Origin of the sequence: Terribacillus aidingensis (assembly GCF_040703035.1) — a bacterium.
Taxonomy (GTDB): Bacteria; Bacillota; Bacilli; order Bacillales; family Amphibacillaceae; genus Terribacillus.
The window spans coordinates 112351-137224 of the sequence record NZ_CP159996.1; the positions used below are offsets into that span (position 1 = coordinate 112351).

Consider the following 24874-nt stretch of genomic DNA (forward strand, 5'->3'; position numbering starts at 1 on the left):
CGATGAAAAAGATAGCGATTATTGCGGACGACCTGACAGGTGCAAGTGATTGCGGTGCAATGCTGCTTCCATATGCTGTAGAAGTGGATGTTCTTTTGGATGGGAAGATGAAAGAGATAGACAGCAACCAAGCGGTCGTTATCAATACGGACAGTCGTTCCCTTCCTGCATCAGCAGCTTACAGCAAGCTTGCTGAAGCTGCTGAAGGGGTTGCATTGACAGCGCCGGACATTATATACAAAAAAATAGATTCCACAATGAGGGGAAATGTAGGGCAGGAGCTGGATGCCCTATATGATGTTTTGAAGCCGGATGTTATCCTTTTGGCTCCTGGCCTTCCATCACAAGGAAGGGTAGTGAAAGATGGCATTCATTACCTGCATGGTATCCCTCTGGCGGATACGGAAGCTGCCAAGGATCCAAAAACGCCAGTAAAACATTCCGATATCAAGCAGTTGGTTTCTTCTCAAAGCAAGCATCTGGTCCAACATCTAAGTATAGGGGAAATCAGATCTGGCAATGAGAAAAGGGTCGAACGGCTGCTAGCAGCTGTTTCAGCGGGAGCTAAGATTATTACAGCTGATTCAGAGGATGATGACGATCTGCGTTTGCTTAGCGAAGCTGCTGTAGCTACCAAACTGAATGTCATCTATGCGGGGTCGGCGGGATTGATGGAATATCTTCCAACCGCACATGGCTTGGAACAAAAGGTGATTGCTCCATCTCTCGATCTTGTGGAAGAAACTGTATTGTTGGTAGTAGGCAGTGTAAGTCCAGTTGGGCGTAAACAGCTTAACTGGTTAATGGAATCAGATCATAGCGTTCAATTTTTGGAAGTCGATCCTGTGATGCTGCTTCAAGACAATCTTGAGGATACAAATGAATGGAAGATAGTAATGGAAGAGGCGCAATATGCACATGCGGCAGGAAAACATATTGTGCTGTTTTCTTCTTCCGAAAAGCCGGTCGCAGTCAATGAGGAAGAAGCGATTCAAAATAGTAATAAGATTGCGCAGAACTTAGGAGCAGTGGCTGCTTCAATAGTTAAAGGGATGAAAATCTCGAGATTATTTCTAACTGGCGGGGATACAGCTATTCGTGTGATGGAAGCACTCCAAGCAGATTCTTTTCACATCCTGGGTCAAGTTGAGGTTGGGGTTCCAATAGGGAAGCTTAATGGAACTAACATAATTGCTGTCACGAAGGCTGGAAGTTTTGGATCACAGGAAGTCATGGGGAATGCATTGCAATTGCTTAAAGGAGTAGATAAAGTTGAAGCCAACTATCGGAATTAGTATGGGTGACGCGGCTGGAATCGGTCCGGAGATCATTGTGAAAGCTTTGCAGCACAAAGAGGTTTATGAGCAAGGTAACCCCTTTGTAATCGGAGATCTCAGCATGTTAAGGAGAGCGGCAGAGGTCGTTAGTTCAGTTCTGGAATTTCATACTGTCGAAACTATTGATGCCTGCCGATTTGAGCATGGCGTAATCGATGTAATGGATCTACAGCTGCTTCCGGAGGATCTGGAACAGGGCGTTGTCTCCAAAGAAGCCGGGAATGCAGCATTTCACTACTTAAGTAAGGCAATTGAGCTTGGCAAGGAAGGGGAGTTAGCAGCTATATGTACTGCTCCTTTAAATAAAGAAGCACTTCATTTAGGCGGGCATAGATATCCTGGCCATACCGAGATCCTTGCAGAACTGACCGGAACCAAGGATTATTCTATGATGCTTTCCTCACCTAAACTTCGCGTCATTCATTTAACAACACATATTGGGTTGTTGGATGCCATATCCGCCATTAATCCGGAGCGGACATACACTGTCATTAAATTGGCGTATGAGACGCTGACAAAAGCGGGATATGATAATCCGCGTATCGCGGTATGCGGTATCAACCCGCATGCGGGGGAAAACGGTTTATTTGGAAATGGGGAAGAAGAGGAGAAGCTGACGCCTGCCATTGTGAAAGCACAGCAGGAAGGAATCGATGTCAGCGGACCACACCCGGCAGATACACTATTCTTCCGTGCGGTCAGAGGAGACTTTGATATCGTAGTAGCCTGTTATCACGACCAAGGACACGTTCCGATTAAGGTGCTTGGATTAGAAGAAGGGGTTAACATAACAGTGGGTTTAAAAGGCGGACTGGTGAGAACCTCAGTAGATCATGGAACAGCATTTGATATAGCTGGAAAGAATATTGCAGATGAACGCAGCATGCTTGCAGCTCTACAGACTGCAGCCGATTTAGCTCCGAAACAATCAATTACTAGGTAATAGTTGAGCGGCAAGATGTATTACATGCTAGTGCAAACGATGCATCTTCCGCTGTTCTCTTAAAAGCATAAGATGGTGAATTGATTCAAAATAAGCGCTATACGATGCACCTTAGAGGATTGATAGCTTGCTATTTATTGTAAGCGCTATCAAATTAGGGGGTAAAAGCGATGAATAAGAACTTGAAGGAAAGTGAAGCACCTGTCAAGGAAATGAAAGAAGCACCGTCTGCATTACCTAAAACATTTATGGAATACATGCGAAGTCTGGGACCGGGCCTTGTACTGGCGATGACTTTCCTTGGTACTGGGGATTTGGTCAGTTCTACAGTCTCGGGTGCGAACTACGGGTATGCGCTTTTATGGACATTGGTCGTCGCGCTGGCTGCTCGTTATTTCATGGTTTCAGCGGTAGCGAAGTATAAATTGCAGAACCGTCATGGAGATACTTCGATTCTGCAAGGATTTCAGAGAGTGTGGCGCGGGTTCCCTTTACTTCTGGGTGTTGCAATCTTGTTCCTTGGAATAGTCATTCAGATGAGCTTCCTCCGAGCATGTGCTGTTGCACTTTATAATTTGTTTGGGGGATTCGGCGGTGAGACTTGGGGTGTCTTCCTCTTCAGTTTAGTGGTTGTCGGACTTACGTTCCTATTATTGATCAATCCAAACCAATATAGGTTATTGGAAATGCTGGCTCGCTTTGCTTCTGTAGCCATCATTGCTGCGTTCGTTTTTGCCCTGTTCCGAATCGGTTCATTTGATGTCATCGGGTTCTTGAAGGGACTGACATTCGATATGCCGCCAAACCAAGGGCCATTCAATGCCATATTCATCGCAGTTGCTACTATAGGAGCGATTGGCGGGTCAGCTGTAAATCTGCTGTATCCTTATTTCATGGATGATAAAGGCTGGGATAAACCGAAATACCGGAAGATACAGCAATTGGACCTAATTACGGGAATGCTGCCACTCTTGGTAATCAATGTGCTTTTCTGGGTAGTAGCTGCGGAAGTATTCTATGGAACCGGCATACCAGTCAGCAATGAAAATGACTTGGCGCTTATGATGGAATTGGCTGTTGGTCCAGCTGGTCCGACGATGCTTTGGGTCTGTCTGTTCCTAGCGGCTTTTACAAGTTTTCCGGCTCAAGCTCGCGGCTTCACTTTGCTGATGCTTAATGGCTTTCATCTATCCGCAAAGAAGGATTATAAAAAAACAGATGAAGATCCCAAATTCCGCTACTTATCCATTGGTCTATTTCTTTTGCTTCCTATTCTTATATCGATCCCTGGAGCGCCGGACTTGGTACTGCTGAATGTATTCGGCACTAGTGTCATCACTGCTTTGATCCTTCCGCCTATTGTCGTTGGATTGGTATTGATGACAAGCAGCCGGAAATATATGATGGATGGTTACAAAAATAGATGGTGGGAGACAGGAATCTTAGTAATTATTGCTGCTATCGGTATTTGGTCGACGGTGGAAATCATTCGTAATTTTGTCGATCAGATAAGTAAATTCATATAGAAAAAAGAATCCGGTATTTACCGGATTCTTTTTTTTATATGTCATAAGTCTTGTGAAGGATATGAATAAGAGGGTTAAAAGTCCTTTTAATAGATAAGTTAGCTGCTGAAGTGGGGAATACGATAAAAGGGGTATTTATATGTATATATTTCCCATATACTCGCGTTTAAGTTCTCTTCTGAGGGTTAGAGTTATAATAGATGAGATTAAAAAGAGCTTAGTTTCGCAGCTTTCGTATAAAAGATAAACATGAAAGTGTACTGTATTAGCTAAATATAAATCTTTTGAACTGAGTACAAGGTTTTGATTGTACGATTGATTAATTATTAAATCTTAAATTAACAGAAAATTATTACTATTATCCCGCAGGAAATCCCATCATCTACGCATATGCTCCTCTTTTCTCCCGACACTCTTCCCGTAACCGACAGAATCTCGTAATCTATCTATAACATCTGAGCGATATTACATAATCTGTCATTTAACAGGCGGAGGTGGATAAGGTTAACGGGCAGGACCAAATCAGGGAAAAGGAGAATGAGAAGATGCAAAAACGAATGGCAAAATGGCTCAGTATTCTGGCGGTCGGTGTTTTTCTCTTGTCCTTGCTTTCTCCTACAGCTTCACGAGCACAGTCTTCTGAGCGAACTTCTGTAAAAGCGAGTGAGGGTGTAGCAGCGAAGGTGGACAAGGATGTTACGTCGCAGTTCAAAGCGGATGAGCAGGTGACGTATCTAGTTAAGTTAAAGGAACAGGCGGATACGAAGAAGGCTGCAGAGATTGCTGTCGAGAAGGCGAAGAAGCAGTCTGCGAGTTTGTCTGCCAAGGAAGAGAAGCGCATCCAAAACTCAGCTGTTGTCAGCGATTTGCGGGTGACTGCAGATGCTTCTCAAGCAATTTTGCTTGATTACTTGAAGCAGGCAAAGGACAAGGGCGTTGTAAAGGATTATGACTCTTACTATATCGTCAATGCATTAAAGGTAACCAGCTCCAAAGAGGTGATGGAGGAGATTGCTGCTTCTGAGGAAGTGGAGAAAATCCTGCCAAACAGAGAGCGTAAAATTCTCGAGCCTGCAAAAGCAGAAGAAAAGCAGGTTGCCGCTTTGGCTGAGGAAGTCGAAGCTTGGGGCGTAGAAAGGGTCGGAGCACCTGCGGTATGGCAGGAAACTGGCTTGGATGGAACGGGTGTCGTTATCGGCGGATTGGATACTGGTGTGCAGTATGATCATCCTGCACTATTGGATAAATACCGCGGCTATGACCCAGCTGATCCGGATAATGTTTCCCATGAATTCAACTGGTATGATGCGGTCGATGGGGAAGCAGTACCGTATGATGACTTGGATCACGGTACACATACAATCGGTACAGCTGTCGGTGCAGAACCTGATGGCTCTCAGGATATTGGGGTTGCACCAGGTGCAAAATGGATTGCGGTAAAAGCTTTCCATCCTGATACCGGACAGGGGCAAACAACGGATGCCATCTTGCTCGATGCGGCTGAATGGATGCTTGCACCAAAGGATGAAGAAGGCAATCCGCATCCGGAGCAGGCGCCAGATATCGTCAATAACTCTTGGGGCGGCGGTCCAGGATTGGATGAATGGTATAGGGATGTTGTCCAAACCTGGCGAAATGCTGGTATCGTCCCAGTATTCTCCGCTGGTAATGACGGGGACGGAGACGCAACAGTGTCAGCACCTTCCAATTATCCAGAGTCGATCTCAGTCGCTGCGACGGATAGTGAAGATGGATTGGCCAGTTTCTCCTCTCGAGGCCCTTCGCCTTATGAAGGAGAAATCAAGCCGGATATTGCTGCTCCTGGGGTGAGCGTCTACTCCTCGGTAAGCGGCAGTGAGTATAGTGCCTCTTTCAGCGGCACCTCAATGGCAGCTCCGCATATAAGCGGTGTCATTGCTTTGCTTCTGCAGGCAGACAGCTCGCTGACAGTCGATGAGATCGAAACGATCTTGTACGATACAGCTGATCGCCAGACGAGCAGTGAGTATCCAGATGAAATCAATGAAGGATTCGGCCACGGTATTGTGAATGCATACTTGGCTGTATCCACGATTGCGACTGGTGTCGGAGAAATCAATGGTAACGTCTATCAGGATGGCGAGGACGAAGAACCTGCTGTCATTACACATGAAGCAGTGTCAGAAGTGTATCAGGGTGTTGCCACGCCACTCACAGCAGAAGTAACAGATAACATCAGCGCAGACACGGTAACGCTTCAATACAAAAAGGATGAGGGAGAATGGCAATCTGTTGAGGCAGCGCTTGTAGAAGGAAATGCAGCAAGCGGTACGTTTCAAGCGGTGCTGCCAGCGGAAGCGACAACAGGTGACTCACTCGCATATAAATTTGTCGTGACCGACTTTGGCGGCAATACAACAGAGACGGATACGTACGAAGTGGAGCTCATTGCACCACTGACAGTTGGCTATAGCCAGGACTTTGAAGAGGAGCCATCTGGCTGGACATCATTTGGTGATCAGAACTCCTGGGAGTGGGGAGCCCCAGCTGACGGCCCTGAGGCAGCAGCTTCTGGCGAGAATGTATACGGAACAGGTGCTTATCCAAACAATGCAGATGCGACTTTGCTAGCTCCGCCGGTAGCAGTGCCAGAGGATGGAGAAGCGTATTTGCAGTTCCAAACATGGTTCGACTTGGAAAGCCGTTATGATTATGGCCATGTGGTCGTTTCGACGGACAAGGAGAGCTGGGAGCAGGTAGGCACGTACAATGGAGCAAATGGAGCTTGGTCTGCTGAACAAATCGATTTGGGTGACTTTGCCGGACAAACGGTTTACGTAGGTTTCCATCTGGAGACGGACGGAAGCATCAGCAAACAAGGCTGGTATATCGATGATGTAGCCATTTCGGATTCCTCTAACACCTCTGCCTCGATTATGAAAGATACAAAGAAGGTGAAAGAGGACGCAAAGCAGACAAAGGATAGTGCAAAGAGTAAGAAGAAGGTAGATGCGAAGAAGCTTGCTCCAACACCGATCAAAAATGTACAAGGTCCAACGCTGCCGGATGGAAAAGCAGATCCATCTGATATCAGCCCAGCTGCTTTACCGGTTGATGCAACAGTGACAGTACAAGAAACGGGCCGGAGCGTACAGACGGATCCAGCAGATGGCAGCTATCGCTTGCTGCAGGCTGCAGGTGATGTGACATTGGAGGCTTCCGCATACGGCTTCCACTCCAGCACAGCACCAGTAACCGTAACAGAGGGATCTGCCGTTACACAGAATTTCACGCTGGACCCTATTGCGGAAGGAACAGTTTCAGGCACTGTGACGAATTCCCAAACAGGTGAACCGATTGCTGGTGCCAACGTATATGTAGTCGAGGATGCGGCCATACAACCAGTACAAACCGATGAGAGCGGGGCGTATACGCTGACTGCTTATGAAGGAACGTACACACTTAAAATCACGGCACCATCCTTCAAAGGAGCAGAATTCGAAGTCACGGTGAATGCGGATGAAGCGACAGAACAAAACGTTGAGCTGGAGCCATTCATCGGATTTGCAGGAGAGATCGGCTATGATGATGGAACTGCTGAGAATGCACATGCCTTCTATGATGGCGGAAATGGCTGGGCAGTTAAATTCACGCTGGCGGAAGGGCAATCTTCAGCACAGGTGACAGGCGGATTATTCCGTTTCTGGGATGAAAGCTTCCCGACACCAGGAGGCACGAACTTTGCAGTTGAAATCTATGATGATTCCGGTGAAGACGGTGCACCAGGTAAGAAGCTCGCCGGACCAATTACTGGGGAAGCACTCCGGAATGGAGAATGGACTCAGGTTGATTTGGCGGGAGAAGGCGTTGTAGTAGATTCTGATTTCTATATTCTTTATGTCCAAACAGATCCGAATCCGAATACTCCTGCATTGGCGACGGATGAAGACGGAGAATTCTCCGGCCGCAGCTGGCAGAACGTAGGTGGGGAATGGAGCCCTGTGCCGGAAGAGGACGGGAACTACATGATTCGTGCTCTTGTTGATTACGAAGCACAATCTCCAGTCATCACGTCGCCTGCACCAGACACAGTCACGAAAGAAGACAGTGTGACAGTGGAAGGGACAGCCGCACCTGGCGGGACAGTAGAGATCAGTAATAACGGTGAGGCTGCTGTGTCAGTAGAAGCATCGGATGAAGGAGCTTTTGCAGCGGAAGTAGAGCTGACAGAAGGGGAAAACAGTCTGACAGCCGTCACAAAACTGGAAAATGGCAGCACAGCCCCATCTGAACCAGTGACGATAATCCGGGATCAAACGGCACCGGAATTAACGATTACAGCACCGGTAGATGGTTCCAAGACAAATAAAGAGACGGTAACTGTTACAGGGACAGCATCAGATGATTATTTGAACAAGCTGACAATCAATGGTGCGAAAACAGATGTAAATGAAGACGGGACTTTCTCCAAACGTATCCTATTGGATGAGGGCGTCAATGAAATTAAAGTAGTCGCGACAGATGAGGCAGGAAATAAAGCAAGGAAAGTTATCGAGCTGGAAGCAGACTACACTGCGCCTGTACTGGGAAATGTGAAGCCAGATCAGGATGCAGAAGTGCAGCCTGGTGAAACAGTTGTGATCTCCTTCGAATCAGAGCCTGGTCTAGAGGATGCGACCTTCTACTTGAAGGCACCGCTGACCAATTTCCGGACATCATCCCAAGCTACAGAGCTGCCGATGAGGGAAACCGAAGATGGCCTTTATGTAGGCTACTGGACAGCAACGTCATCTGCGAAACTAGATGGAGCGGATGTGGTCGTGAAAGCAACAGATGCATTCGGGAATGAGACGGAAGCAACTGCAGCTGGAAAGGTATTTGTGGAATAACGAAGAAGAGGCTTCTCCGAATTATTGGAGAGGCCCTTCTTTTTATCGTTAATCATCGATACGACATCGCTTTTAAGCTTTCGGACACAAGATTGAGGAATAGCTTCATGAAAGAATATGGAAGACGGAACTGGCGCAAAGGGTATGTACCATTAGGATTAACCCTTGTCTAGTTTAATTCACTAATAATAATTAGGCTTACACTTTCCTTAATATAAAGAAGAAAGCTTTATCTGGAAATTGTTCTTTTATATCCATAATACCTAAAAGCGTGTTTGCATCAACTTTTCTAAAAACATCTATTATCCCTTTATTGTCGTAGATCATTGCTGAGGTAACTTTCCCTCTATGTTTTACTTTTCGTAACCTTGCTTTACTCTTATTTGTTTTTAGGATAGGTCGTAATATTGTCATAGATGAGGGGAGGATTTTCTTGGGAATGTTATGCAAGCTTTGCAAAAGAAAATTGATAGGAAGCAAATTTGGATTAATAGTATAGAGAACCTCATTACTTTTTTTGAAAACTAAAGGGTGGACATGTTCTTCATCGATAAATTCTTTTCCGTACCAACCTGATGCTGTTAAAAGTCCCTCCAGTGGGTGTCCAGTTACGATTTCTTCTCCTTTCCACATCCCAATCATTTCTTCTGGCTCAACAATATCCAGCTGATCATAAAAAGCAAGGGCATCTTCTTGTGATGTACCATTACGTAATATTACGTTTAGGAGATCGATATTCTCCATCTGTCCAACTCCTTTGTGATAAAGATATTTCAAGACCAATCTAATAGTATCATAGGATTTATTCTGGACATGCTGCAGTGACAACTAATGCTAAAGATATAAGAAGAAGGACCCGTCAGTGACGGGTCCTTCTTTTATATACCGATTGAGATATATTTTGTTTCCAGATAAGGCTCAATTCCTTCGATTCCGCCTTCGCGGCCGACGCCGCTTTCCTTCATACCGCCAAATGGAGCTTGAACGGCAGATGGACCGCCGTCATTCCAGCCGACAATACCATATTTCAGGTTCTCGGCAATATACAGTCCGCGGCGATAGTTTTCTGTGAAGAAGTATGCCGCCAAGCCATATGGTGTATCATTTGCCAGACGAATCGCTTCATCGATTTCTGTATAAGTGGTAATCGGAGCAACTGGCCCGAATGTTTCCTCATGCATGATGTCCATGTCATCCGTTACGTGATCAAGAACAGTCGGATTGACGAAGAAGTAGCCTTTGTCGGCATCTGCATTATACGTGCCGCCAGTAAGGACTTTAGCGCCTTTGGACTTTGCATCATCAATTTGAGCCACAATTTTATCAAAGCCTTTCTTATTGATGACAGGGCCGATTGCTACACCTTCTTCTGTACCAAGACCTACCTTCATTTCGGATACAGCTTTAGTGAAGGCTGTTGTAAATTCGTCTTTTATGGATTCGTGGACGAGCAGTCTATTGGCACAAACACATGTCTGTCCCGCGTTCCGGAATTTTGATGCCAGGGCATGCTTCACAGCACGGTCAATATCTGCAAACTCATCAACAATAAGCGGAGCATGTCCGCCGAGCTCCATGGATACATGCTTGACACTATCGGCGCTCTGTTTCATGAGCAGTTTGCCGACAGGAGTAGAGCCGGTAAAGGAAATCTTCCGGATATGAGGGTGCTCGGTGAAGATTTTCCCTACCATCTCGCCATCAGCATTTACATATTGGATAACGTCTTCCGGAATTCCGACTTCATGAGCCATTTCGACTAACCGTATGGCTGTCAGCGGTGTATCTGGTGCGGGTTTGATAATGAATGTACAGCCCGCAGCTAATGCTGGAGCAGCTTTTCTTGTAATCATTGCTGCTGGGAAATTCCAAGGTGTGATTGCGGCTACTGGACCGACTGCTTCCCGAGTTACCAGCAAACGCTTATCGGTAGTGGAGGCAGGGATGGTACGGCCGTATACACGTTTTGCTTCTTCTGCAAACCATTCGATATAGCCAGCTGCATATAATACTTCACCTTCTGACTCTTTTAGCGGCTTGCCGTTTTCTTCTGTCATCAATGCAGCAAGCTCTGCTTTGTTTTCTATCATCTTGTCATGCCAAGCGCGGAGGAGCTTACTGCGTTCCGTTGCAGAAGTTCGGGACCAGGAAGGGAAGGCTTGATTGATTTTTTCTATTTTCTCGTTTATTGCTTCTTCTGAATCGATTGTTACTCTTTTGATCAATTCACCGGTGGCTGGATTCGTTACATCGAATGTTTCAGTCATGTCGAACGCCCCTTTTCTTGTTTATTTCATAGTAAAAGCATAACAAGGATTTTTTCTATCAGACAAAAAAATGCTCACAATTTTTGATGTTCATGTTTATATTCCTGTTTTGAGAGGAAAATATGCAAGAAGAACAGAAGTGATAAAAATAGCTATAAACGTTGATGTAACGGGGTTTTTGGCAAGAGAGAAGGGGTGTAATCTACTGATTAATTATCTGAATTAAAAGAAATTAAGAAAGTGGGTTTACAAAGCCTTGCATTCCTGTATATAATAACTCTTGTCAGTTTCGAGTTACGAAAAACGTAACGATGAAAAACAGACATCCTGGCCCGTTGGTCAAGCGGTTAAGACACCGCCCTTTCACGGCGGTAACACGGGTTCGAATCCCGTACGGGTCATCAAGTTTTTGGAGGATTAGCTCAGCTGGGAGAGCATCTGCCTTACAAGCAGAGGGTCGGCGGTTCGAGCCCGTCATCCTCCACCACTTGCTTAAAAAAGTAATTAAAAAGTGTTGACAAGTTGTTTGGATAATGATATGATATCATTCGTGACGTTCGAGTCAATGAATTAAATAACTTGCCGGTCTAGCTCAATTGGTAGAGCAACTGACTTGTAATCAGTAGGTTGGGGGTTCAAGTCCTCTGGCCGGCACCACTTATGCTGGAGGGATAGCGAAGTTGGCCAAACGCGGCGGACTGTAAATCCGCTCCCATCGGGTTCGTAGGTTCGAGTCCTACTCCCTCCACCATTTATTGGGCTATAGCCAAGCGGTAAGGCAACGGGTTTTGGTCCCGTGATCGTTGGTTCGAATCCAGCTAGCCCAGCCATTTACTTCTTTTCAATAGAATGTTTTTGAGCCATTAGCTCAGTTGGTAGAGCATCTGACTTTTAATCAGAGGGTCGAAGGTTCGAGTCCTTCATGGCTCACTTTATAGATCAGTTCCAGTAACTGTTTCTATTACGCGGGTGTGGTGGAATTGGCAGACACGCTAGACTTAGGATCTAGTGCTTCGGCGTGGGGGTTCAAGTCCCTCCACCCGCATCATCATTACTATACTGCTGAGCGGAAGTAGTTCAGTGGTAGAACACCACCTTGCCAAGGTGGGGGTCGCGGGTTCAAATCCCGTCTTCCGCTCCATATGGGGCCTTAGCTCAGCTGGGAGAGCGCCTGCCTTGCACGCAGGAGGTCAGCGGTTCGATCCCGCTAGGCTCCACTCATATGAAAAATCGTCCATCTGGGCGGTTTTTTTTTTCATTTTTCAGGCATAGGAGTAAATCTCCTATGCCTTTTTGTTTATTCTTAAGCCAATCGGGAAACAGTTTAGATAAAAGTCTTTTGGTAGGAGGATACGAATGGAGGATAGATCTACATATAAACGCAGGAATATCTTTTCTGGATTTATGTTCGGTGTTGGTCTGGTTGCATTCATCGATGAAGCTGTGTTTCATCAGCTTTTGCATTGGCATCATTTTTACGATTTGTCTTCTACGACTTTGGGGCTTGTATCGGATGGTTTCTTTCATGCGCTGAGCTGGTTTGCGACGGTTGGAGGATTGTTCCTTTTTGCTGATCTTCGCAGACGCAGAGGTCTTATTCCACTTAGATGGAGTGGTGCTGTTTTGGTGGGAAGTGGTGTCTTCCAGCTGTATGATGGCCTGATTCAGCATAAGTTGTTCCGCATTCACCAGATTCGTTATGGAGTCGATATCTTCTATTATGACTTGGTTTGGAACATAATCGCTGTCCTGTTGATAGCAGCGGGTATTTGGTGTATCCGTCTTTCGAGGGGGAAAGAGCATGTACGTTGAAAGATTAGCTCTGATTATAGCCTCCTGCTGTATACTGTCTTATCTGCTGGCAATGAAGTATTCTGCGAAGCGCTTCAAAACCTGGCCGCTGCGCAAGCTTGTGTTATTTGTAAGCGGCATTGTAATCGGCCTTCAGGCTGTTGCAGGGCCAATAGCAATGCATGCGCACCATAGCTTTGTCTATCATATGATTGGGCATTTGCTGCTCGGGATGCTTGGACCCTTGCTGCTCATCTTATCGCAGCCTGTAACCTTGCTCCTGCGCGCGCTTTCGCAATCGGGAGCAAGGTCAGTCTCTCGTGTTTTTCGCAGCAGATATGCACGTTTCCTCATTCATCCGATCACTGCAGCCGTACTGAATATCGGAGGTCTATGGCTTCTCTATACAACGCACCTATTCCATCTCATGCATGAATCAGCCTTGGTTTCGATGCTGGTCCATCTGCATGTATTTGCTGCGGGTTATTTATTCACGCTGGCTATGTTGTATACAGATCCCGTCCCATACCGGAAGAGCTATCTTTACCGGGTGATCGTATTTGTCTTTGCCCTTGCAGGACACGGCATACTGTCGAAGTATTTGTACGCGAATCCGCCTATGGGCATAGCTCCTGCTGATGCGCGGCAGGGAGCAATGTTAATGTACTATGGCGGTGATCTGATCGATCTCACTATAATCGTCATTTTGTGCTGGCAATGGTATCAAGCGGCTGCGCCTAAAACTTCATTATCTGCTGCAAAAGCTGCCGAGTAAGGCAGCTTTTTTGATGATTGCTGCTATTTTTGGTAAAAATACCGCTGTAACCGATTTACAAAGTGTCAAGACACCTGTAAACTTAATGTGTCACATAATACTTTTCGCAGAGGTGCTGGAATGGAACGAACAGTAGCAGGTCATAAAACAACTAAACCGATTTCAGAACGAAAGCTGCTCGGGATTGTCGGAACAGGCTGGTTGTTTGATGCAATGGATGTTGGTATTTTATCTTTTATTATTACGGCGCTGACATTGGATTGGGGATTATCATCCCAGCAAGCGGGCTGGATTGGCAGTATCAATAGCATCGGAATGGCTGTTGGGGCATTTGTTTTCGGAATTATGGCGGACCGTGTAGGCCGGCGGACGGTCTTTATGATCACGATTTTGATTTTCTCCATAGCGAGCGGATTATCCGCTTTGGCAGCTTCTTACTTTATTTTCGTTGTGCTGCGCTTCTTTATCGGTGCAGGACTCGGCGGGGAGCTGCCGGTTGCATCTACATTAGTGTCGGAGTCTGTAGCACCAGAGAGACGAGGGCGCATGGTCGTGCTGCTGGAGAGCTTCTGGGCTGTCGGCTGGCTGCTTGCGGCAATTATCTCTTACTTCGTCATCCCGGATTACGGCTGGAGAGTTGCTCTCTTGCTGACAGCTATACCTGCGTTATTCGCAGTCTTTCTCCGTAAGAATCTGCCGGATTCACCGTCTTATACGAAGCTGAAACAAAAAACTTCTGTCATGTCGGGTATCCGTCAATTGCTGGCGAAAGGATTTGCTAAACGAAGCCTGATGCTCTGGATTGTTTGGTTCTGCATTATGCTCAGCTACTATGGCATGTTTCTGTGGTTGCCGAGTGTGATGGTAGAAAAGGGATTCGATATGGTGCGAAGCTTCGAGTACGTCTTAATCATGACACTCGCCCAGCTGCCAGGTTACTTCTCTGCTGCTTGGCTGATTGAGAAGGTAGGAAGGAAGCCGATACTTATCATTTATCTGGTAGGTACGGCTATCAGCGCAGTGCTGTTCGGTAATGCGGAGTCAGCAGGCATGCTGCTGACAGCGGGCATGCTGCTTTCGTTCTTCAATCTGGGAGCTTACGGTATTTTATACGCTTATACCCCTGAGCAGTATCCTACTGCTATCCGTGCAACAGGCTCGGGGATCGCAGCAACTGCCGGGAGGATCGGTGGAATCCTGGGGCCATTGCTGATTGGATATCGAGGCGCGTTAGGTATATCTGTCAGCACTGTTTTCCTTCTATTCTGTGTAACAGTTCTCGTTGCTGCAGCGGCAGTTTGGCTCCTTGGAGAAGAAACGAAGGGTAAGACGCTTGCTTGATGCGTTCTTACACTCCTGTATGGTAAAGTAGAGCGAGAGTAAGAAGGAGGGGTAACGCTTTGTTTACCATACAAGATTATACGGAGGCAGTGAGTGTCACCTTGGAGAAGCATTCGGAGGATGTAATAAACGAATTGAAGCAGATTTTCCAGCTGCCTTTCCTCCCGGAAGTGGAGAAAATTGCTTTTCGTATGTTCAAGGAGCCGATGGCTTTTGAGCTGACGATCATGTATTATGCACTCGATGCAGATGGTAATGAACGCTATTATGATGAAATGGGCGATAAATACGCTGGCGGAAGTGAAGAAGTGGCAGAGGAGATTCCGTACTTCCAGCTGCCGGATACGGCTAGTGATGCATTCGAAGCTTTCCGTGAACTGCAGGAGGACGCTGTTGAAAAAGCGGATGAACAGGTGATGATTGCCTGGTTTGCTGACTGCTACAAGCGAGCAGGCGGGGATGCTTTCCCGCTTGAGGCGAGTGTCGGTTTTCATAACGATGTGAAAGCTTACTTCCTTAAACAAGGTGCTTGGGCAGAAGATCGCCATTAATAGAAAGTGCGTACCTCGTGTACGTGCTTTTTTTATGCAAAAAAAAAATTAACAGCTTCCCTTACAGGCTGTTAATTGGCACTACATGTTTTTTCTCTGCTTTTCATATTCATTCAATAGATCATCCAGCTGTACGCTTGCTGTGACAACTGCTTCGGATGTAAGTGGCATGCGGCGTGAAAGGTTTAGCATATGATTGCGCGTCTGTTCGATTTTTTCCAAAAGATTGTCTAATGTAACCATTTTGACCTCCAGAATCTGATATACTATTTGCTGATAAGATTACCCTTTGCTCTTTTATTTAAAACGTCATTTTTTTAAAAAAATATAAAAAACAAGAAAAAACTGTTGCTGGCCCACTTTAAGGTTTGAAATAAGATATTTTTTTGGGAAAGTGAAACCTTTTCGGAACGTCATTCGTTATCAAGAAGCCGCAGTTAGGCGGGAGGATTTTCATGGAGAACATCATAAAATATCATATAAAAAACGTCAAGAAGGGTGATCATGCGGCCTTCGAGGAAATTGTTTCCTTTTATCAGAACAAGGTGTACCATATCGTATACCGAATGGTCGGAGACAGCCACGAAGCGCAGGATATCGCCCAAGAGGCATTTATCCGTGCTTACACCAACATCCATTCTTTTGACGAGAACCGGAAATTCTCCACATGGCTTTACCGGATCGCAACGAATTTGAGCATCGATCGTCTGCGGAAGAAAAAGCCTGATTTTCATCTGGATGCCGAGGTGAAGGGAACAGAGGGGTTGGATATGTATTCCCAGCTGGCGGCCGATCAGGCACTGCCTGAGGAAGAAGTCGAAAGCATGGAGCTTCAAAGTTATATCCACAAGGAAATATTGTCCCTTCCGCCAAAGTACCGCAGTGTTATCGTATTGCGGTTCCTGGATGATTTATCATTAGCGGAGATCGGCGAAATCCTGGACCTGCCGCTCGGGACAGTGAAGACGCGTATCCACCGTGGCAGAGAGCTACTACGGAAAAAACTGCGCCACGTATAAAGGGGGGTAACACATGAATTGCGAAGAAAGCCTTGCGCTTATGCATCTGTATCTGGATGGAGACGCTTCGGAGGAAGAAGCACAGCAGCTTCGGGAGCACCTGAAGACCTGCCCAGATTGTAATCAGCATTACCGTGAGCTCAAACAGACGGAAAGCCTGCTTAGCGGCGCTGCCTATGAGTTGAGTGCACCGGCCGGCTTCACCGCCAGTGTCATGGCGAACTTGCCGAAAGAAAAGAAGCGCGTCGGATATATGAGGTGGTTCCGTACGCACCCTGTCATCACAGCTGCTGCAGTATTCTTCCTATTCATGTTCACAAGCGGATTATCTGCTTGGAATAGTGATAGCAGTGTAAGTGTATCGAAGCAAGAGGGTTTGATAGTAGAGAATGATCTCGTCATTGTACCGGAGGGCGTCACAGTCAAGGGGGACCTGGTTGTCGAAAACGGTGATTTGGATATAAGGGGTCAGGTGGATGGCGATGTCACCATCATCAATGGCGACCTCGTCGAAGATCCTGGTGCTAATGTGAATATGGCTTCTGTTGATAATATATCAGGTGAATATCAGGAAATTGACCGGATATTCGGCTGGGCTTGGTATCATATAAAAGAATTAGTTACATTTTAATGTTAGAGTGGAGCTGCTTGTAAGAGGGCTCTCTTTTTTTTACCTTTATATCATTGGCAGTACAAGCCTGTATTACGTTAAGATAACAGGGGACAGTAAGGTTAAATTACTCCCTCTGTTGGTAAGCGACTGTTAAAGGGGAACTGTGCTATAATGTACGAAGAAATTCGAGCTATTCATATATAAAAGGACGTGTATCCATGTTTGGGGGATTAAGTGAACTTTCTATATTATCCATACTGCGGATTATCGTGGACATTGCAGCAGTATGGTTCATTTTCTACAAAGTCTTAATGCTCATAAGGGGAACGAAAGCGATTCAGCTGCTGAAGGGGATCTTCATCGTTGTTATAATCGCTTTCTTGAGCAGTGAGCAGATACTCGACTTCCCGATGCTCGCCTTCCTGAGCTCGCAGGCGATTACGTGGGGATTCGTGGCCATCGTCGTTTTGTTCCAGCCGGAGATCAGGCGTGCTTTGGAGCAGCTCGGACGAGGCAGCTTCTTCTCCCGGAACGTGCGATCGGAGGAAGAACAAACGAATAAGAACATAGAAGCGATTGTAAAGTCCTGTAATTACATGGCGAAGCGGCGAATCGGTGCGCTGATCACGATTGAACGCGAGACAGGTATGGGAGATTATATCGAGACAGGAATTCCGGTGAATGGTCACCTGACATTCGAACTGCTCACGAATATTTTCGTCCCGAATACGCCATTGCATGACGGAGCTGTCATTCTGAAAGAAAACCAGATTGCAGCGGCTGCCTGCTACCTGCCGCTATCGGAGAGTCCGTTCATTTCCAAGGAACTTGGGACGCGTCACCGGGCGGCTATGGGGATCAGTGAAGTGACAGATGCACTGACAATCATCGTTTCAGAGGAGACAGGGGCGATTTCCTGTACGAAGAACGGAGAGTTGTTCCGTGACATCACGCCAGATGCTTTGAAAGAGATCCTCGATAGAGAAGTAGGCGTACCAGCTTCCGGTTCCAAGGCGAGAAGATGGAGGGGTAAGAATGGATAAATGGCTGAAGAGTCCATGGACATTGCGTGTTGTATCGCTTGTGTTTGCTGTCCTTCTCTATGCCTATGTAAGTGCGGAATCGGACGTAGATAACCGTGCGGGTGAGGTTCCGATCACCAGCTCGGATGAAACAAACACAGTGGATGCACCTGTCGGCATCCGGATCGATGACTCGAAATATGTTGTCAGCGGCGTTCCGGAGTATGTATCGATGCAGCTTGTCGGGCCGGCAAGTGATGTAACGGCAGCGATACAGCAGAAGAACTATGAAGCGTATGTCGATCTGAGAGATCTGGATACCGGCACGCATACAGTGAAGCTGCATTACGAAAATGTCTCGGACAACCTGCAGGTATATATGCAGCCAGCCTCGATTGAGGTGACAATTCAAGAAAAAGCTTCACAGCAATTTAACGTAAACGTAGGCTATACCAATGAAGACCAAATGGCAGCAGGATTCCAAGTTGACAGCTCCACTGTGGAACCTCAGACGGTTTCAATCGTAAGTACACAAGAGGTCATCGACCAAATTGCCAGTGTGCGTGCTTATGTGGATCTGACAGAAATAGATGCTGACATTAATAGCAGGGAAGCGCCTGTAAAAGTATATGACGCCCAGGGCAATGAGCTGAGTGTGAATGTACAGCCGGAAACAGTCGAAGTTTCGGTGCAGGTGAGCAATCCGAGCAAGACTGTCCCTGTAGAAGTAAAGACAAAGGGGCAAGCGCCAGATGATGTGTCTGTTGCTTCGCTCACACCTGAAAAACAGGAAGTGACAATCTATGCACCTCAGGATACATTGGATGGTATCGATTCGATCAGTACCGAAGAGATTGATTTGTCCAAGGTGACTGAGAACCAGACGATAGATGCGGACTTGCAGCTGCCGGATAATGTACGCTCAGCAAGTGACGAGCAGGTATCAGTTGATATCGAGCTGGAAGAAACGAGCGAGACGACAATCGAGAACGTTCCGGTTACAATCGAAGACCTGCCTGATGATCTGGAAGCAACGCTAACAGATCCGCAGAATGAGCAGATCGATGTAACAGTAAGTGGAGCGCAGAGTGAAATCGAAGGCTTGTCGGCTGACGATATTACGGCGACAATTGATGGAAGCGGCCTGGAAGAAGGGGAGCAGACAGTCCAGATCGATGTATCAGGACCTCAGAACATCGAGCTTACCCCGAGCCAGGACGAAGCCACAATAACTGTTCAATCCGCAGAAAATGCAACGAGTGAAGAAGATACGAATACAGATACACAGACACAGTGACTGTGAGCCATGTGAAGGAGAGGTAACAATGGGAAAATATTTTGGAACGGACGGCGTCAGGGGGATTGCGAATGAGGAGCTCACCCCGGAGCTGGCCTTCAAGCTAGGCAGATATGGCGGCTATGTGCTGACAAAGACAAGTGAAGACAGACCAAAAGTGATGATCGGCAGGGATACACGTATTTCTGGTGAAATGCTTGAAGGAGCGCTAGTTGCGGGCCTCCTGTCCATCGGGGCTGAGGTAATGCGCGTCGGTGTCATCAGTACACCAGGTGTTGCTTATCTTACAAAGAATATGGGAGCAGCTGCAGGTATTATGATTTCTGCCTCCCATAACCCTGTACAGGATAACGGAATCAAGTTCTTCGGTCCGGATGGCTTCAAGCTTTCTGATGAGCAGGAGAACGAAATTGAGCAGTTGATCGATGCAGAGACAGATGAACTGCCTCGTCCATCCGGAGCTGACCTAGGTCAGATCAATGATTATTTCGAAGGCGGCCAAAAGTATATTCAATACTTGAAAGGTACGATCGATAACGATTTCGAAGGGCTTCACATTGCGATTGACAGTGCCCATGGAGCAACTTCTTCCATTGCGACTCACTTGTTTGCGGATCTGGAAGCGGATATCTCTTCGATTGGTTCATCGCCTGATGGATTGAATATCAATAAAAACGTCGGGTCCACGCATCCAGAAACATTGCGTGATTTCCTTCTGGAAAAAGAAGCAGATGTCGGACTTGCCTTCGATGGTGATGGTGACAGATTGATCGCTATCGATGAAAAAGGACAAATCGTCGATGGTGACAAAATCATGTACATCTGTGCTAAATTCCTGAACGATTATGGACGTTTGCGTCACAACACAGTTGTATCGACCGTCATGAGTAATATCGGCTTCTACCGTGCGCTGGATAAGCATAATATCAAGAGCAACAAGACAGCTGTCGGCGACAGATATGTGATGGAAGAAATGCGCCGCGGTGATTTCAATCTTGGCGGTGAGCAATCCGGTCATATCATCTTCCTGGATTACATGACAACTGGTGATGGGATGCTGGCAGCATTGCAGCTGATCAATGTTATGAAAGAAACAGGCAAGAAGCTGTCCGAGCTTGCTGAAGAAGTAGAGATCTTCCCGCAGATCCTGAAAAATGTGCCGGTAACAGATAAACAGGAGGCACTTGTGAACCAGCAAATCCTTGACTCCATCGCAGAAGTTGAGCAGGAGCTTGGTGATCAAGGACGCGTTCTTGTACGACCTTCCGGTACGGAATCGCTTGTACGGGTAATGGTGGAAGCACCAACGAAAGAAGACTGTGAGAAATATGCAGATAAAGTTGTTGCTGTCATCGAACAAGTACTGGGAACTAAATAAAACCAAAGTATGTATGCGCAGGGGAACGGAACACTACCTTTGCGCATACTTTATTTACATGCAAGAAAGAATTGACCAACATGATTTCCTTCATGTAAAATGAAGAGGTTAGTCATTCGAGCAGGAAAGTGAGGATAGAGGTTACAACATCATAAAAGCGCCAGGACTTATCCCGAGCGGTGGGGTAAGTTGACGAGGTGGAGGTTTATCGAACCATTCGGCGGATGCCTCCCGATTGCACACATCTCAGTCGTCATGTTTTAGAGCTGAAAGCAGAGAGGCGACTCTCTGGATAAGGACAAAACAAGATGTGAAAAATAGATAAAACGAGAAAGGGGCAAACAACGCCCCTAAGCTTAGCGCAGGCCGTTCGTTTGCCCCTTCCAAGTCTTGAGGAGGACAACAACGACATGTGTGGAATTGTAGGATATATTGGACAGAATGATACGAAGGAAGTATTGCTTAACGGACTAGAGAAGCTGGAGTATCGCGGATACGATTCAGCTGGTATCGCAATCGAAAATGAGCAAGGCGTGAACCTTTTCAAAGTAAAAGGGCGCATTGCTGCATTGCGTGAAAAAGTAGATCATAGCGTTTCATCCACAATGGGAATCGGCCATACACGCTGGGCGACACATGGTGCACCGAACGAAGACAACGCGCACCCGCACCAAAGCGCTTCTGGCAAATTCACGATTGTGCATAACGGTGTAATCGAGAACTATGTCGACATCCGTAAAGAGTATCTTTCTGACGTAACATTGAAAAGTGATACCGATACAGAAATCGTTGTACAGCTTGTAGAGAAAATGTATGAAGAGACAGGGGATACAGCAGCAGCATTCCGTAAAGCGGTCAGCTTGCTTACTGGTTCTTATGCCCTTGCAATGATCGATAAAGACGATAAAGAAACAATCTTTGTGGCAAAAAATAAAAGCCCATTGCTTGTAGGTATCGGCGAAGGCTTCAACGTCGTAGCAAGTGACGCGATGGCAACACTTCGCGAAACAGATACGTACAAAGAGATCCGTGACAAAGAAATCGTTATCGTTCGCCGTGACAGCGTGGAAATCCAGCTGCTTGACGGTACGACAGTAGAACGCGATAGCTTCAAAACGGAAATCGATGCAGCCGATACAGAAAAAGGCACATACGATCACTTCATGCTGAAAGAGACAGATGAGCAGCCATTCGTTATCCGTAAAATCATCCAGCACTACCAGGATGAAGCGGAACAAATTAAAATGGAACCTGCTATCCGTAACGCGATGGTAAATGCAGACCGTGTTTACATCGTAGCAGCAGGAACAAGCTACAACGCTGGACTAGTCGGTAAACAATTCATTGAAAACCTGGCTAAAATTCCGGTTGAAGTGCATATCGCAAGTGAATTCGCCTACAATATGCCGCTTCTATCTGAGAAGCCATTATTCATATTCCTTTCCCAATCAGGTGAAACTGCTGACAGCAGAGCCGTATTGGTGAAAATCAAAGAACTCGGACACCCAGCACTTACAATCACAAACGTGCCAGGATCCACCCTTTCTCGTGAAGCAGACTTCACATTGCCACTTTATGCTGGCCCAGAAATCGCGGTAGCCTCTACTAAAGCATATACAGCACAGATGGCAGTTATGCTATTGCTAGCTGTAGACGCAGCAAAAGGCAAAGAAATCACACTTGATTTCAACCCGCTTCAGGAGCTTGCGATCGTTGCGAACGCAATGGAAGTACTGACAGATCAAAAAGAAACATTCGAAACACTAGCACAAAGCTATCTAAGTGAATCCCGCAACGCATTCTTCATCGGCCGCGGTGTCGATTACTTCGTCTGCGTCGAAGGTTCATTGAAATTGAAAGAAATCTCCTACATCCAAGCAGAAGGCTTCGCTGGAGGAGAACTGAAACATGGAACTATCGCCTTGATCGAAGAAGGCACACCAGTAATCGCACTAGCGACACAAAGCTCCCTGAACCACTCCATCCGTGGTAACGTACAGGAAGTAAACGCACGCGGTGCCAACACATTGCTCATCAGCATGAAAGGCTTGGAGCATGACGAAGACGCCTTCGTCATCCCAGCAGTGCATGAGCTATTAACACCACTTGCAAGTGTCGTACCGCTTCAATTGCTTGCTTACTATGCAGCTGTACAGCGTGGTGCGGATGTTGATAAGCCACGTAACTTGGCTAAGAGTGTAACGGTGGAATAAGTCTTACCAGTTAACGCACAATATCTCATTCGCTATGGAATTCGTTCTTAGCGTATATACAATACAAACAGAGAAGCACCATACTTATTATTTATGAGTATGGTGCTTTTTTTTCGAGAAAAAGAAAGGAGGGACTTTATATGAAGAAAACGTATTTTATATGGCTTTCCATTTACTTTGTTGTCTGGACTTTAGCCTATTGGGAATATGCCGCATTTCTAACTGTAGGACGACTAACAGGTATAAGTGTCTTTTTTATTCTATTATTCATAGTGCCGCTTTTTAAAGAAAAGCCGCTAATACAAACCCTATTATTCTGTACACAAGCACTACTGACAATTCTCATCTTCTACCCTATAAACAACGAATTAAGCTTATTTGCAATTCTTATACAATCCTTGATAATGGCTGAAGCGGCTTTTTATCTTTCTCGAATTAAAAGTTTAATTGTATTTTCTGTGCAAATTTTGAGTGCTGCGGTGATTTTAATGATGTCAACAGTCACTCCTTCGCAATTATACTGGAGTGCATTATATTATCTTTTACTTGTAGTTGCTTTGCTTTATCATCAAGTTATACATAATCGAGAAAAAGAGGCACGATTAAGCAATGAAGCCTTACTGGAAGAATACAGAAGAATGAAGAGGCAGCTTCTTGTAGAGGAGCAGCAAGCGAGACAGGATGAGCGGATGCTGATTGGACATGAGATTCATGATTCAGTTGGGCATAAGCTGACGGCGCTGCTGTTTCAGTTTGAAGCTTTTCGTTTAACGGCTGCTGAGAAGGATAAGGAAACGGTTGAGAAGCTGAAAGAACTGGCTGAACAAAGTCTGGAGGAAACGCGGCAGGCGGTGCGGTCATTCAAGCAACATGAAGTGGGCGGATTACAGGGTGTTATTCGGCTGATTCGGAAATTAGAGACAGAGAGTTTCATGAAGATCAACTTTTCGGTAAAGCATGGGGCGTTTGCGGCTCCTTTGACTGGTGAGCAGTCATTCGCGATTTATCGTGCGGTGCAAGAGGCATTGACGAATATTATGAAGCATAGTTCTACAAGAGAGGCGCAAGTCATTTTTGAGTCTCCTGGAGGAAGCATCTTTCGGTTTGAAGTGATTAACGCAACAACGCATGATCGCTATTTTCAAGAAGGTTATGGGTTGAAGGCGATGCGGGAGCGTTTAGAAAAAGTGGGCGGTTCGCTGGAGATTGATTATGAGGCGCAACGTTTTCTAGTGAGAGGTACGATAAGATTAGCAGACTGGGGCGGTTCTGATGATTAAAATTTTATTGGCTGAAGATCAAGTGATGGTGCGTCAAGGCTTAAAGATGATGATCGAAACGGACGAGGGAATTAGTGTGACAGGGGAAGCGGATAACGGGAAAGAAGCAGTCAGATTATGTGAAAAGCAGTTTTTTGATGTGGCAATTTTGGATATTCGTATGCCTGTGATGGATGGCATCGAAGCAGCGAAAATCCTCCGCACTCGCTTCCCTCATATAAAGGTTCTAATGCTTACTACCTTTGATGATAGCGAGTATGTGATGAACGCCTTAAAGCTGGGAGTCAGCGGCTATATGCTAAAAAACGGTGATACAGCATCACTCATTCGCTCTATTAAAAGCGCCTTGAGCGGCGGCCTATCCTTGGAGGATCAGGTGGCATCAAAAGTGATGCCGATTCTGCTGCAAAATCAGGAGGAGAGAAAAATTGATCCAACACTGACTCCGAGGGAAAGAGCGATTTTGAAGTGTATCGGTGAGGGACTGAATAACAAGGAAGTGGCCGAGCGGTTAGGCTTGTCGGTAGGGACGGTCAAGAACCAGACGAGTCATGTTTTAGATAAATTGGAGTTGAGGGATCGCACACAATTAGCTATTTATGCGATACGTCACCGCCTTGTATAAAAAAGTGACGAAAGTAATAAGTGCCCAA

19 protein-coding genes and 9 tRNA genes are annotated in these 24874 nt (G+C 46.1%); 25 read left to right on the forward strand and 3 right to left on the reverse strand.

All coding sequences use genetic code 11. The features are described from left to right. Positions 1 to 2: 2 nt before the first annotated feature. The 4 genes from ABXS78_RS00675 (at position 3) to ABXS78_RS00690 (ending at position 8674) form a co-directional block, all read left to right on the forward strand. Positions 3 to 1295, forward strand: a complete 1293-nt coding sequence (locus tag ABXS78_RS00675) for a four-carbon acid sugar kinase family protein (RefSeq protein ID WP_366248481.1) — start codon at positions 3 to 5, stop codon at positions 1293 to 1295. Beyond that, the gene (gene pdxA, locus ABXS78_RS00680; protein ID WP_366248482.1) at positions 1273 to 2280 is read left to right on the forward strand and encodes a 4-hydroxythreonine-4-phosphate dehydrogenase PdxA; all 1008 of its coding nucleotides are present in this window, start codon (positions 1273 to 1275) and stop codon (positions 2278 to 2280) included. Before ABXS78_RS00675 ends, pdxA begins: the two co-directional genes overlap by 23 nt. Positions 2281 to 2450: 170 nt before the next feature. Then, positions 2451 to 3806: an Nramp family divalent metal transporter gene (locus ABXS78_RS00685; RefSeq protein WP_366248483.1), complete on the forward strand. Its 1356-nt coding sequence runs from the start codon at positions 2451 to 2453 to the stop codon at positions 3804 to 3806. A 545-nt stretch (positions 3807 to 4351) separates the two neighbouring features. After that, on the forward strand, positions 4352 to 8674 hold the full coding sequence (locus ABXS78_RS00690) for a S8 family serine peptidase (protein ID WP_366248484.1): 4323 nt from the start codon (positions 4352 to 4354) through the stop codon (positions 8672 to 8674). A gap of 198 nt (positions 8675 to 8872) precedes the next feature. Here ABXS78_RS00690 and ABXS78_RS00695 read toward each other — a convergent pair whose 3' ends face one another. Both ABXS78_RS00695 and ABXS78_RS00700 read right to left on the reverse strand, forming a co-directional pair. Further along, positions 8873 to 9418 (reverse strand): DUF4334 domain-containing protein, encoded by a 546-nt coding sequence (locus ABXS78_RS00695; protein ID WP_366248485.1) that lies wholly within the window; start codon positions 9416 to 9418, stop codon positions 8873 to 8875. Between the two features lie 134 nt (positions 9419 to 9552). Beyond that, on the reverse strand, positions 9553 to 10941 hold the full coding sequence (locus ABXS78_RS00700) for an NAD-dependent succinate-semialdehyde dehydrogenase (protein ID WP_366248486.1): 1389 nt from the start codon (positions 10939 to 10941) through the stop codon (positions 9553 to 9555). 329 nt (positions 10942 to 11270) lie between these two features. Here ABXS78_RS00700 and ABXS78_RS00705 point away from each other — a divergent pair. The 13 genes from ABXS78_RS00705 to ABXS78_RS00765 all read left to right on the forward strand — a co-directional run bounded on the left by ABXS78_RS00705 (position 11271) and on the right by ABXS78_RS00765 (position 15399). Next, positions 11271 to 11342 (forward strand) — tRNA-Glu (locus ABXS78_RS00705). Positions 11343 to 11352: 10 nt separating this feature from the next. After that, a tRNA-Val gene (locus tag ABXS78_RS00710) sits at positions 11353 to 11428 on the forward strand. Positions 11429 to 11522: 94 nt separating this feature from the next. Then, a tRNA-Thr gene (locus ABXS78_RS00715) sits at positions 11523 to 11598 on the forward strand. Positions 11599 to 11606: 8 nt separating this feature from the next. Continuing rightward, a tRNA-Tyr gene (locus ABXS78_RS00720) sits at positions 11607 to 11692 on the forward strand. 5 nt (positions 11693 to 11697) lie between these two features. After that, positions 11698 to 11771: transfer RNA gene (locus ABXS78_RS00725), tRNA-Gln, on the forward strand. Positions 11772 to 11798: 27 nt separating this feature from the next. Beyond that, positions 11799 to 11871 (forward strand) — tRNA-Lys (locus ABXS78_RS00730). Between the two features lie 35 nt (positions 11872 to 11906). Further along, positions 11907 to 11986, forward strand: a tRNA-Leu gene (locus ABXS78_RS00735). A gap of 21 nt (positions 11987 to 12007) precedes the next feature. Continuing rightward, positions 12008 to 12082: transfer RNA gene (locus ABXS78_RS00740), tRNA-Gly, on the forward strand. A 3-nt stretch (positions 12083 to 12085) separates the two neighbouring features. Then, a tRNA-Ala gene (locus ABXS78_RS00745) sits at positions 12086 to 12158 on the forward strand. Between the two features lie 139 nt (positions 12159 to 12297). Beyond that, on the forward strand, positions 12298 to 12753 hold the full coding sequence (locus ABXS78_RS00750; RefSeq protein WP_095224549.1) for a DUF2243 domain-containing protein: 456 nt from the start codon (positions 12298 to 12300) through the stop codon (positions 12751 to 12753). After that, a complete protein-coding gene (locus tag ABXS78_RS00755; RefSeq protein ID WP_366248487.1) occupies positions 12743 to 13507 on the forward strand; it encodes a cytochrome c oxidase assembly protein in 765 nt (254 codons plus the stop codon). The genes ABXS78_RS00750 and ABXS78_RS00755 overlap by 11 nt, the downstream gene beginning before the upstream one ends. A gap of 120 nt (positions 13508 to 13627) precedes the next feature. After that, positions 13628 to 14848 carry an MFS transporter gene (locus ABXS78_RS00760; RefSeq protein WP_366248488.1) on the forward strand — a complete coding sequence of 407 codons (1221 nt, stop codon included), beginning with the start codon at positions 13628 to 13630 and terminating at the stop codon, positions 14846 to 14848. Between the two features lie 59 nt (positions 14849 to 14907). Beyond that, entirely contained in the window at positions 14908 to 15399 is a 492-nt protein-coding gene (locus ABXS78_RS00765; RefSeq protein WP_366248489.1) for a hypothetical protein, read from the forward strand. 81 nt (positions 15400 to 15480) lie between these two features. Here the strand turns inward: ABXS78_RS00765 and ABXS78_RS00770 are convergent, their stop codons facing one another. Continuing rightward, positions 15481 to 15642: an aspartyl-phosphate phosphatase Spo0E family protein gene (locus ABXS78_RS00770; protein WP_095224545.1), complete on the reverse strand. Its 162-nt coding sequence runs from the start codon at positions 15640 to 15642 to the stop codon at positions 15481 to 15483. A 212-nt stretch (positions 15643 to 15854) separates the two neighbouring features. On the opposite strand from ABXS78_RS00770, the gene sigW reads away from it, so the two are divergent. The 8 genes from sigW (at position 15855) to ABXS78_RS00810 (ending at position 24846) form a co-directional block, all read left to right on the forward strand. Continuing rightward, on the forward strand, positions 15855 to 16418 hold the full coding sequence (sigW, locus tag ABXS78_RS00775; RefSeq protein ID WP_095220470.1) for an RNA polymerase sigma factor SigW: 564 nt from the start codon (positions 15855 to 15857) through the stop codon (positions 16416 to 16418). A gap of 13 nt (positions 16419 to 16431) precedes the next feature. Then, on the forward strand, positions 16432 to 17049 hold the full coding sequence (locus ABXS78_RS00780; RefSeq protein ID WP_366248490.1) for a zf-HC2 domain-containing protein: 618 nt from the start codon (positions 16432 to 16434) through the stop codon (positions 17047 to 17049). A 200-nt stretch (positions 17050 to 17249) separates the two neighbouring features. Then, a complete protein-coding gene (gene cdaA / locus ABXS78_RS00785; protein ID WP_366248491.1) occupies positions 17250 to 18074 on the forward strand; it encodes a diadenylate cyclase CdaA in 825 nt (274 codons plus the stop codon). Next, positions 18067 to 19350, forward strand: a complete 1284-nt coding sequence (locus tag ABXS78_RS00790; RefSeq protein ID WP_366248492.1) for a CdaR family protein — start codon at positions 18067 to 18069, stop codon at positions 19348 to 19350. Before cdaA ends, ABXS78_RS00790 begins: the two co-directional genes overlap by 8 nt. 28 nt (positions 19351 to 19378) lie before the next feature. After that, positions 19379 to 20728, forward strand: coding sequence for a phosphoglucosamine mutase (gene glmM, locus ABXS78_RS00795; RefSeq protein ID WP_366248493.1), 1350 nt, complete (start codon positions 19379 to 19381; stop codon positions 20726 to 20728). A gap of 410 nt (positions 20729 to 21138) precedes the next feature. Beyond that, positions 21139 to 22941: a glutamine--fructose-6-phosphate transaminase (isomerizing) gene (glmS, locus tag ABXS78_RS00800; RefSeq protein WP_366248494.1), complete on the forward strand. Its 1803-nt coding sequence runs from the start codon at positions 21139 to 21141 to the stop codon at positions 22939 to 22941. Positions 22942 to 23081: 140 nt separating this feature from the next. Continuing rightward, positions 23082 to 24221 (forward strand): sensor histidine kinase, encoded by a 1140-nt coding sequence (locus ABXS78_RS00805; protein ID WP_366248496.1) that lies wholly within the window; start codon positions 23082 to 23084, stop codon positions 24219 to 24221. Then, complete coding sequence (locus ABXS78_RS00810; RefSeq protein ID WP_366248497.1) at positions 24214 to 24846, forward strand: response regulator transcription factor; 633 nt, start codon at positions 24214 to 24216, stop codon at positions 24844 to 24846. Before ABXS78_RS00805 ends, ABXS78_RS00810 begins: the two co-directional genes overlap by 8 nt. Positions 24847 to 24874 lie beyond the last annotated feature (28 nt).

Bases quoted from the DNA above. Each gene is read 5' to 3' on its own strand.
- ABXS78_RS00770 (WP_095224545.1), bottom strand. From the start codon at position 15,642: ATGGTTACATTAGACAATCTTTTGGAAAAAATCGAACAGACGCGCAAT.
- ABXS78_RS00805 (WP_366248496.1), top strand. From the start codon at position 23,082: ATGAAGAAAACGTATTTTATATGGCTTTCCATTTACTTTGTTGTCTGG.
- ABXS78_RS00760 (WP_366248488.1), top strand. From the start codon at position 13,628: ATGGAACGAACAGTAGCAGGTCATAAAACAACTAAACCGATTTCAGAA.
- ABXS78_RS00780 (WP_366248490.1), top strand. From the start codon at position 16,432: ATGAATTGCGAAGAAAGCCTTGCGCTTATGCATCTGTATCTGGATGGA.
- glmS (WP_366248494.1), top strand. From the start codon at position 21,139: ATGTGTGGAATTGTAGGATATATTGGACAGAATGATACGAAGGAAGTA.
- ABXS78_RS00810 (WP_366248497.1), top strand. From the start codon at position 24,214: ATGATTAAAATTTTATTGGCTGAAGATCAAGTGATGGTGCGTCAAGGC.
- ABXS78_RS00750 (WP_095224549.1), top strand. From the start codon at position 12,298: ATGGAGGATAGATCTACATATAAACGCAGGAATATCTTTTCTGGATTT.
- ABXS78_RS00700 (WP_366248486.1), bottom strand. From the start codon at position 10,941: ATGACTGAAACATTCGATGTAACGAATCCAGCCACCGGTGAATTGATC.
- sigW (WP_095220470.1), top strand. From the start codon at position 15,855: ATGGAGAACATCATAAAATATCATATAAAAAACGTCAAGAAGGGTGAT.
- ABXS78_RS00690 (WP_366248484.1), top strand. From the start codon at position 4,352: ATGCAAAAACGAATGGCAAAATGGCTCAGTATTCTGGCGGTCGGTGTT.
- ABXS78_RS00695 (WP_366248485.1), bottom strand. From the start codon at position 9,418: ATGGAGAATATCGATCTCCTAAACGTAATATTACGTAATGGTACATCA.
- ABXS78_RS00755 (WP_366248487.1), top strand. From the start codon at position 12,743: ATGTACGTTGAAAGATTAGCTCTGATTATAGCCTCCTGCTGTATACTG.
- cdaA (WP_366248491.1), top strand. From the start codon at position 17,250: ATGTTTGGGGGATTAAGTGAACTTTCTATATTATCCATACTGCGGATT.
- ABXS78_RS00675 (WP_366248481.1), top strand. From the start codon at position 3: ATGAAAAAGATAGCGATTATTGCGGACGACCTGACAGGTGCAAGTGAT.
- glmM (WP_366248493.1), top strand. From the start codon at position 19,379: ATGGGAAAATATTTTGGAACGGACGGCGTCAGGGGGATTGCGAATGAG.
- ABXS78_RS00790 (WP_366248492.1), top strand. From the start codon at position 18,067: ATGGATAAATGGCTGAAGAGTCCATGGACATTGCGTGTTGTATCGCTT.
- ABXS78_RS00685 (WP_366248483.1), top strand. From the start codon at position 2,451: ATGAATAAGAACTTGAAGGAAAGTGAAGCACCTGTCAAGGAAATGAAA.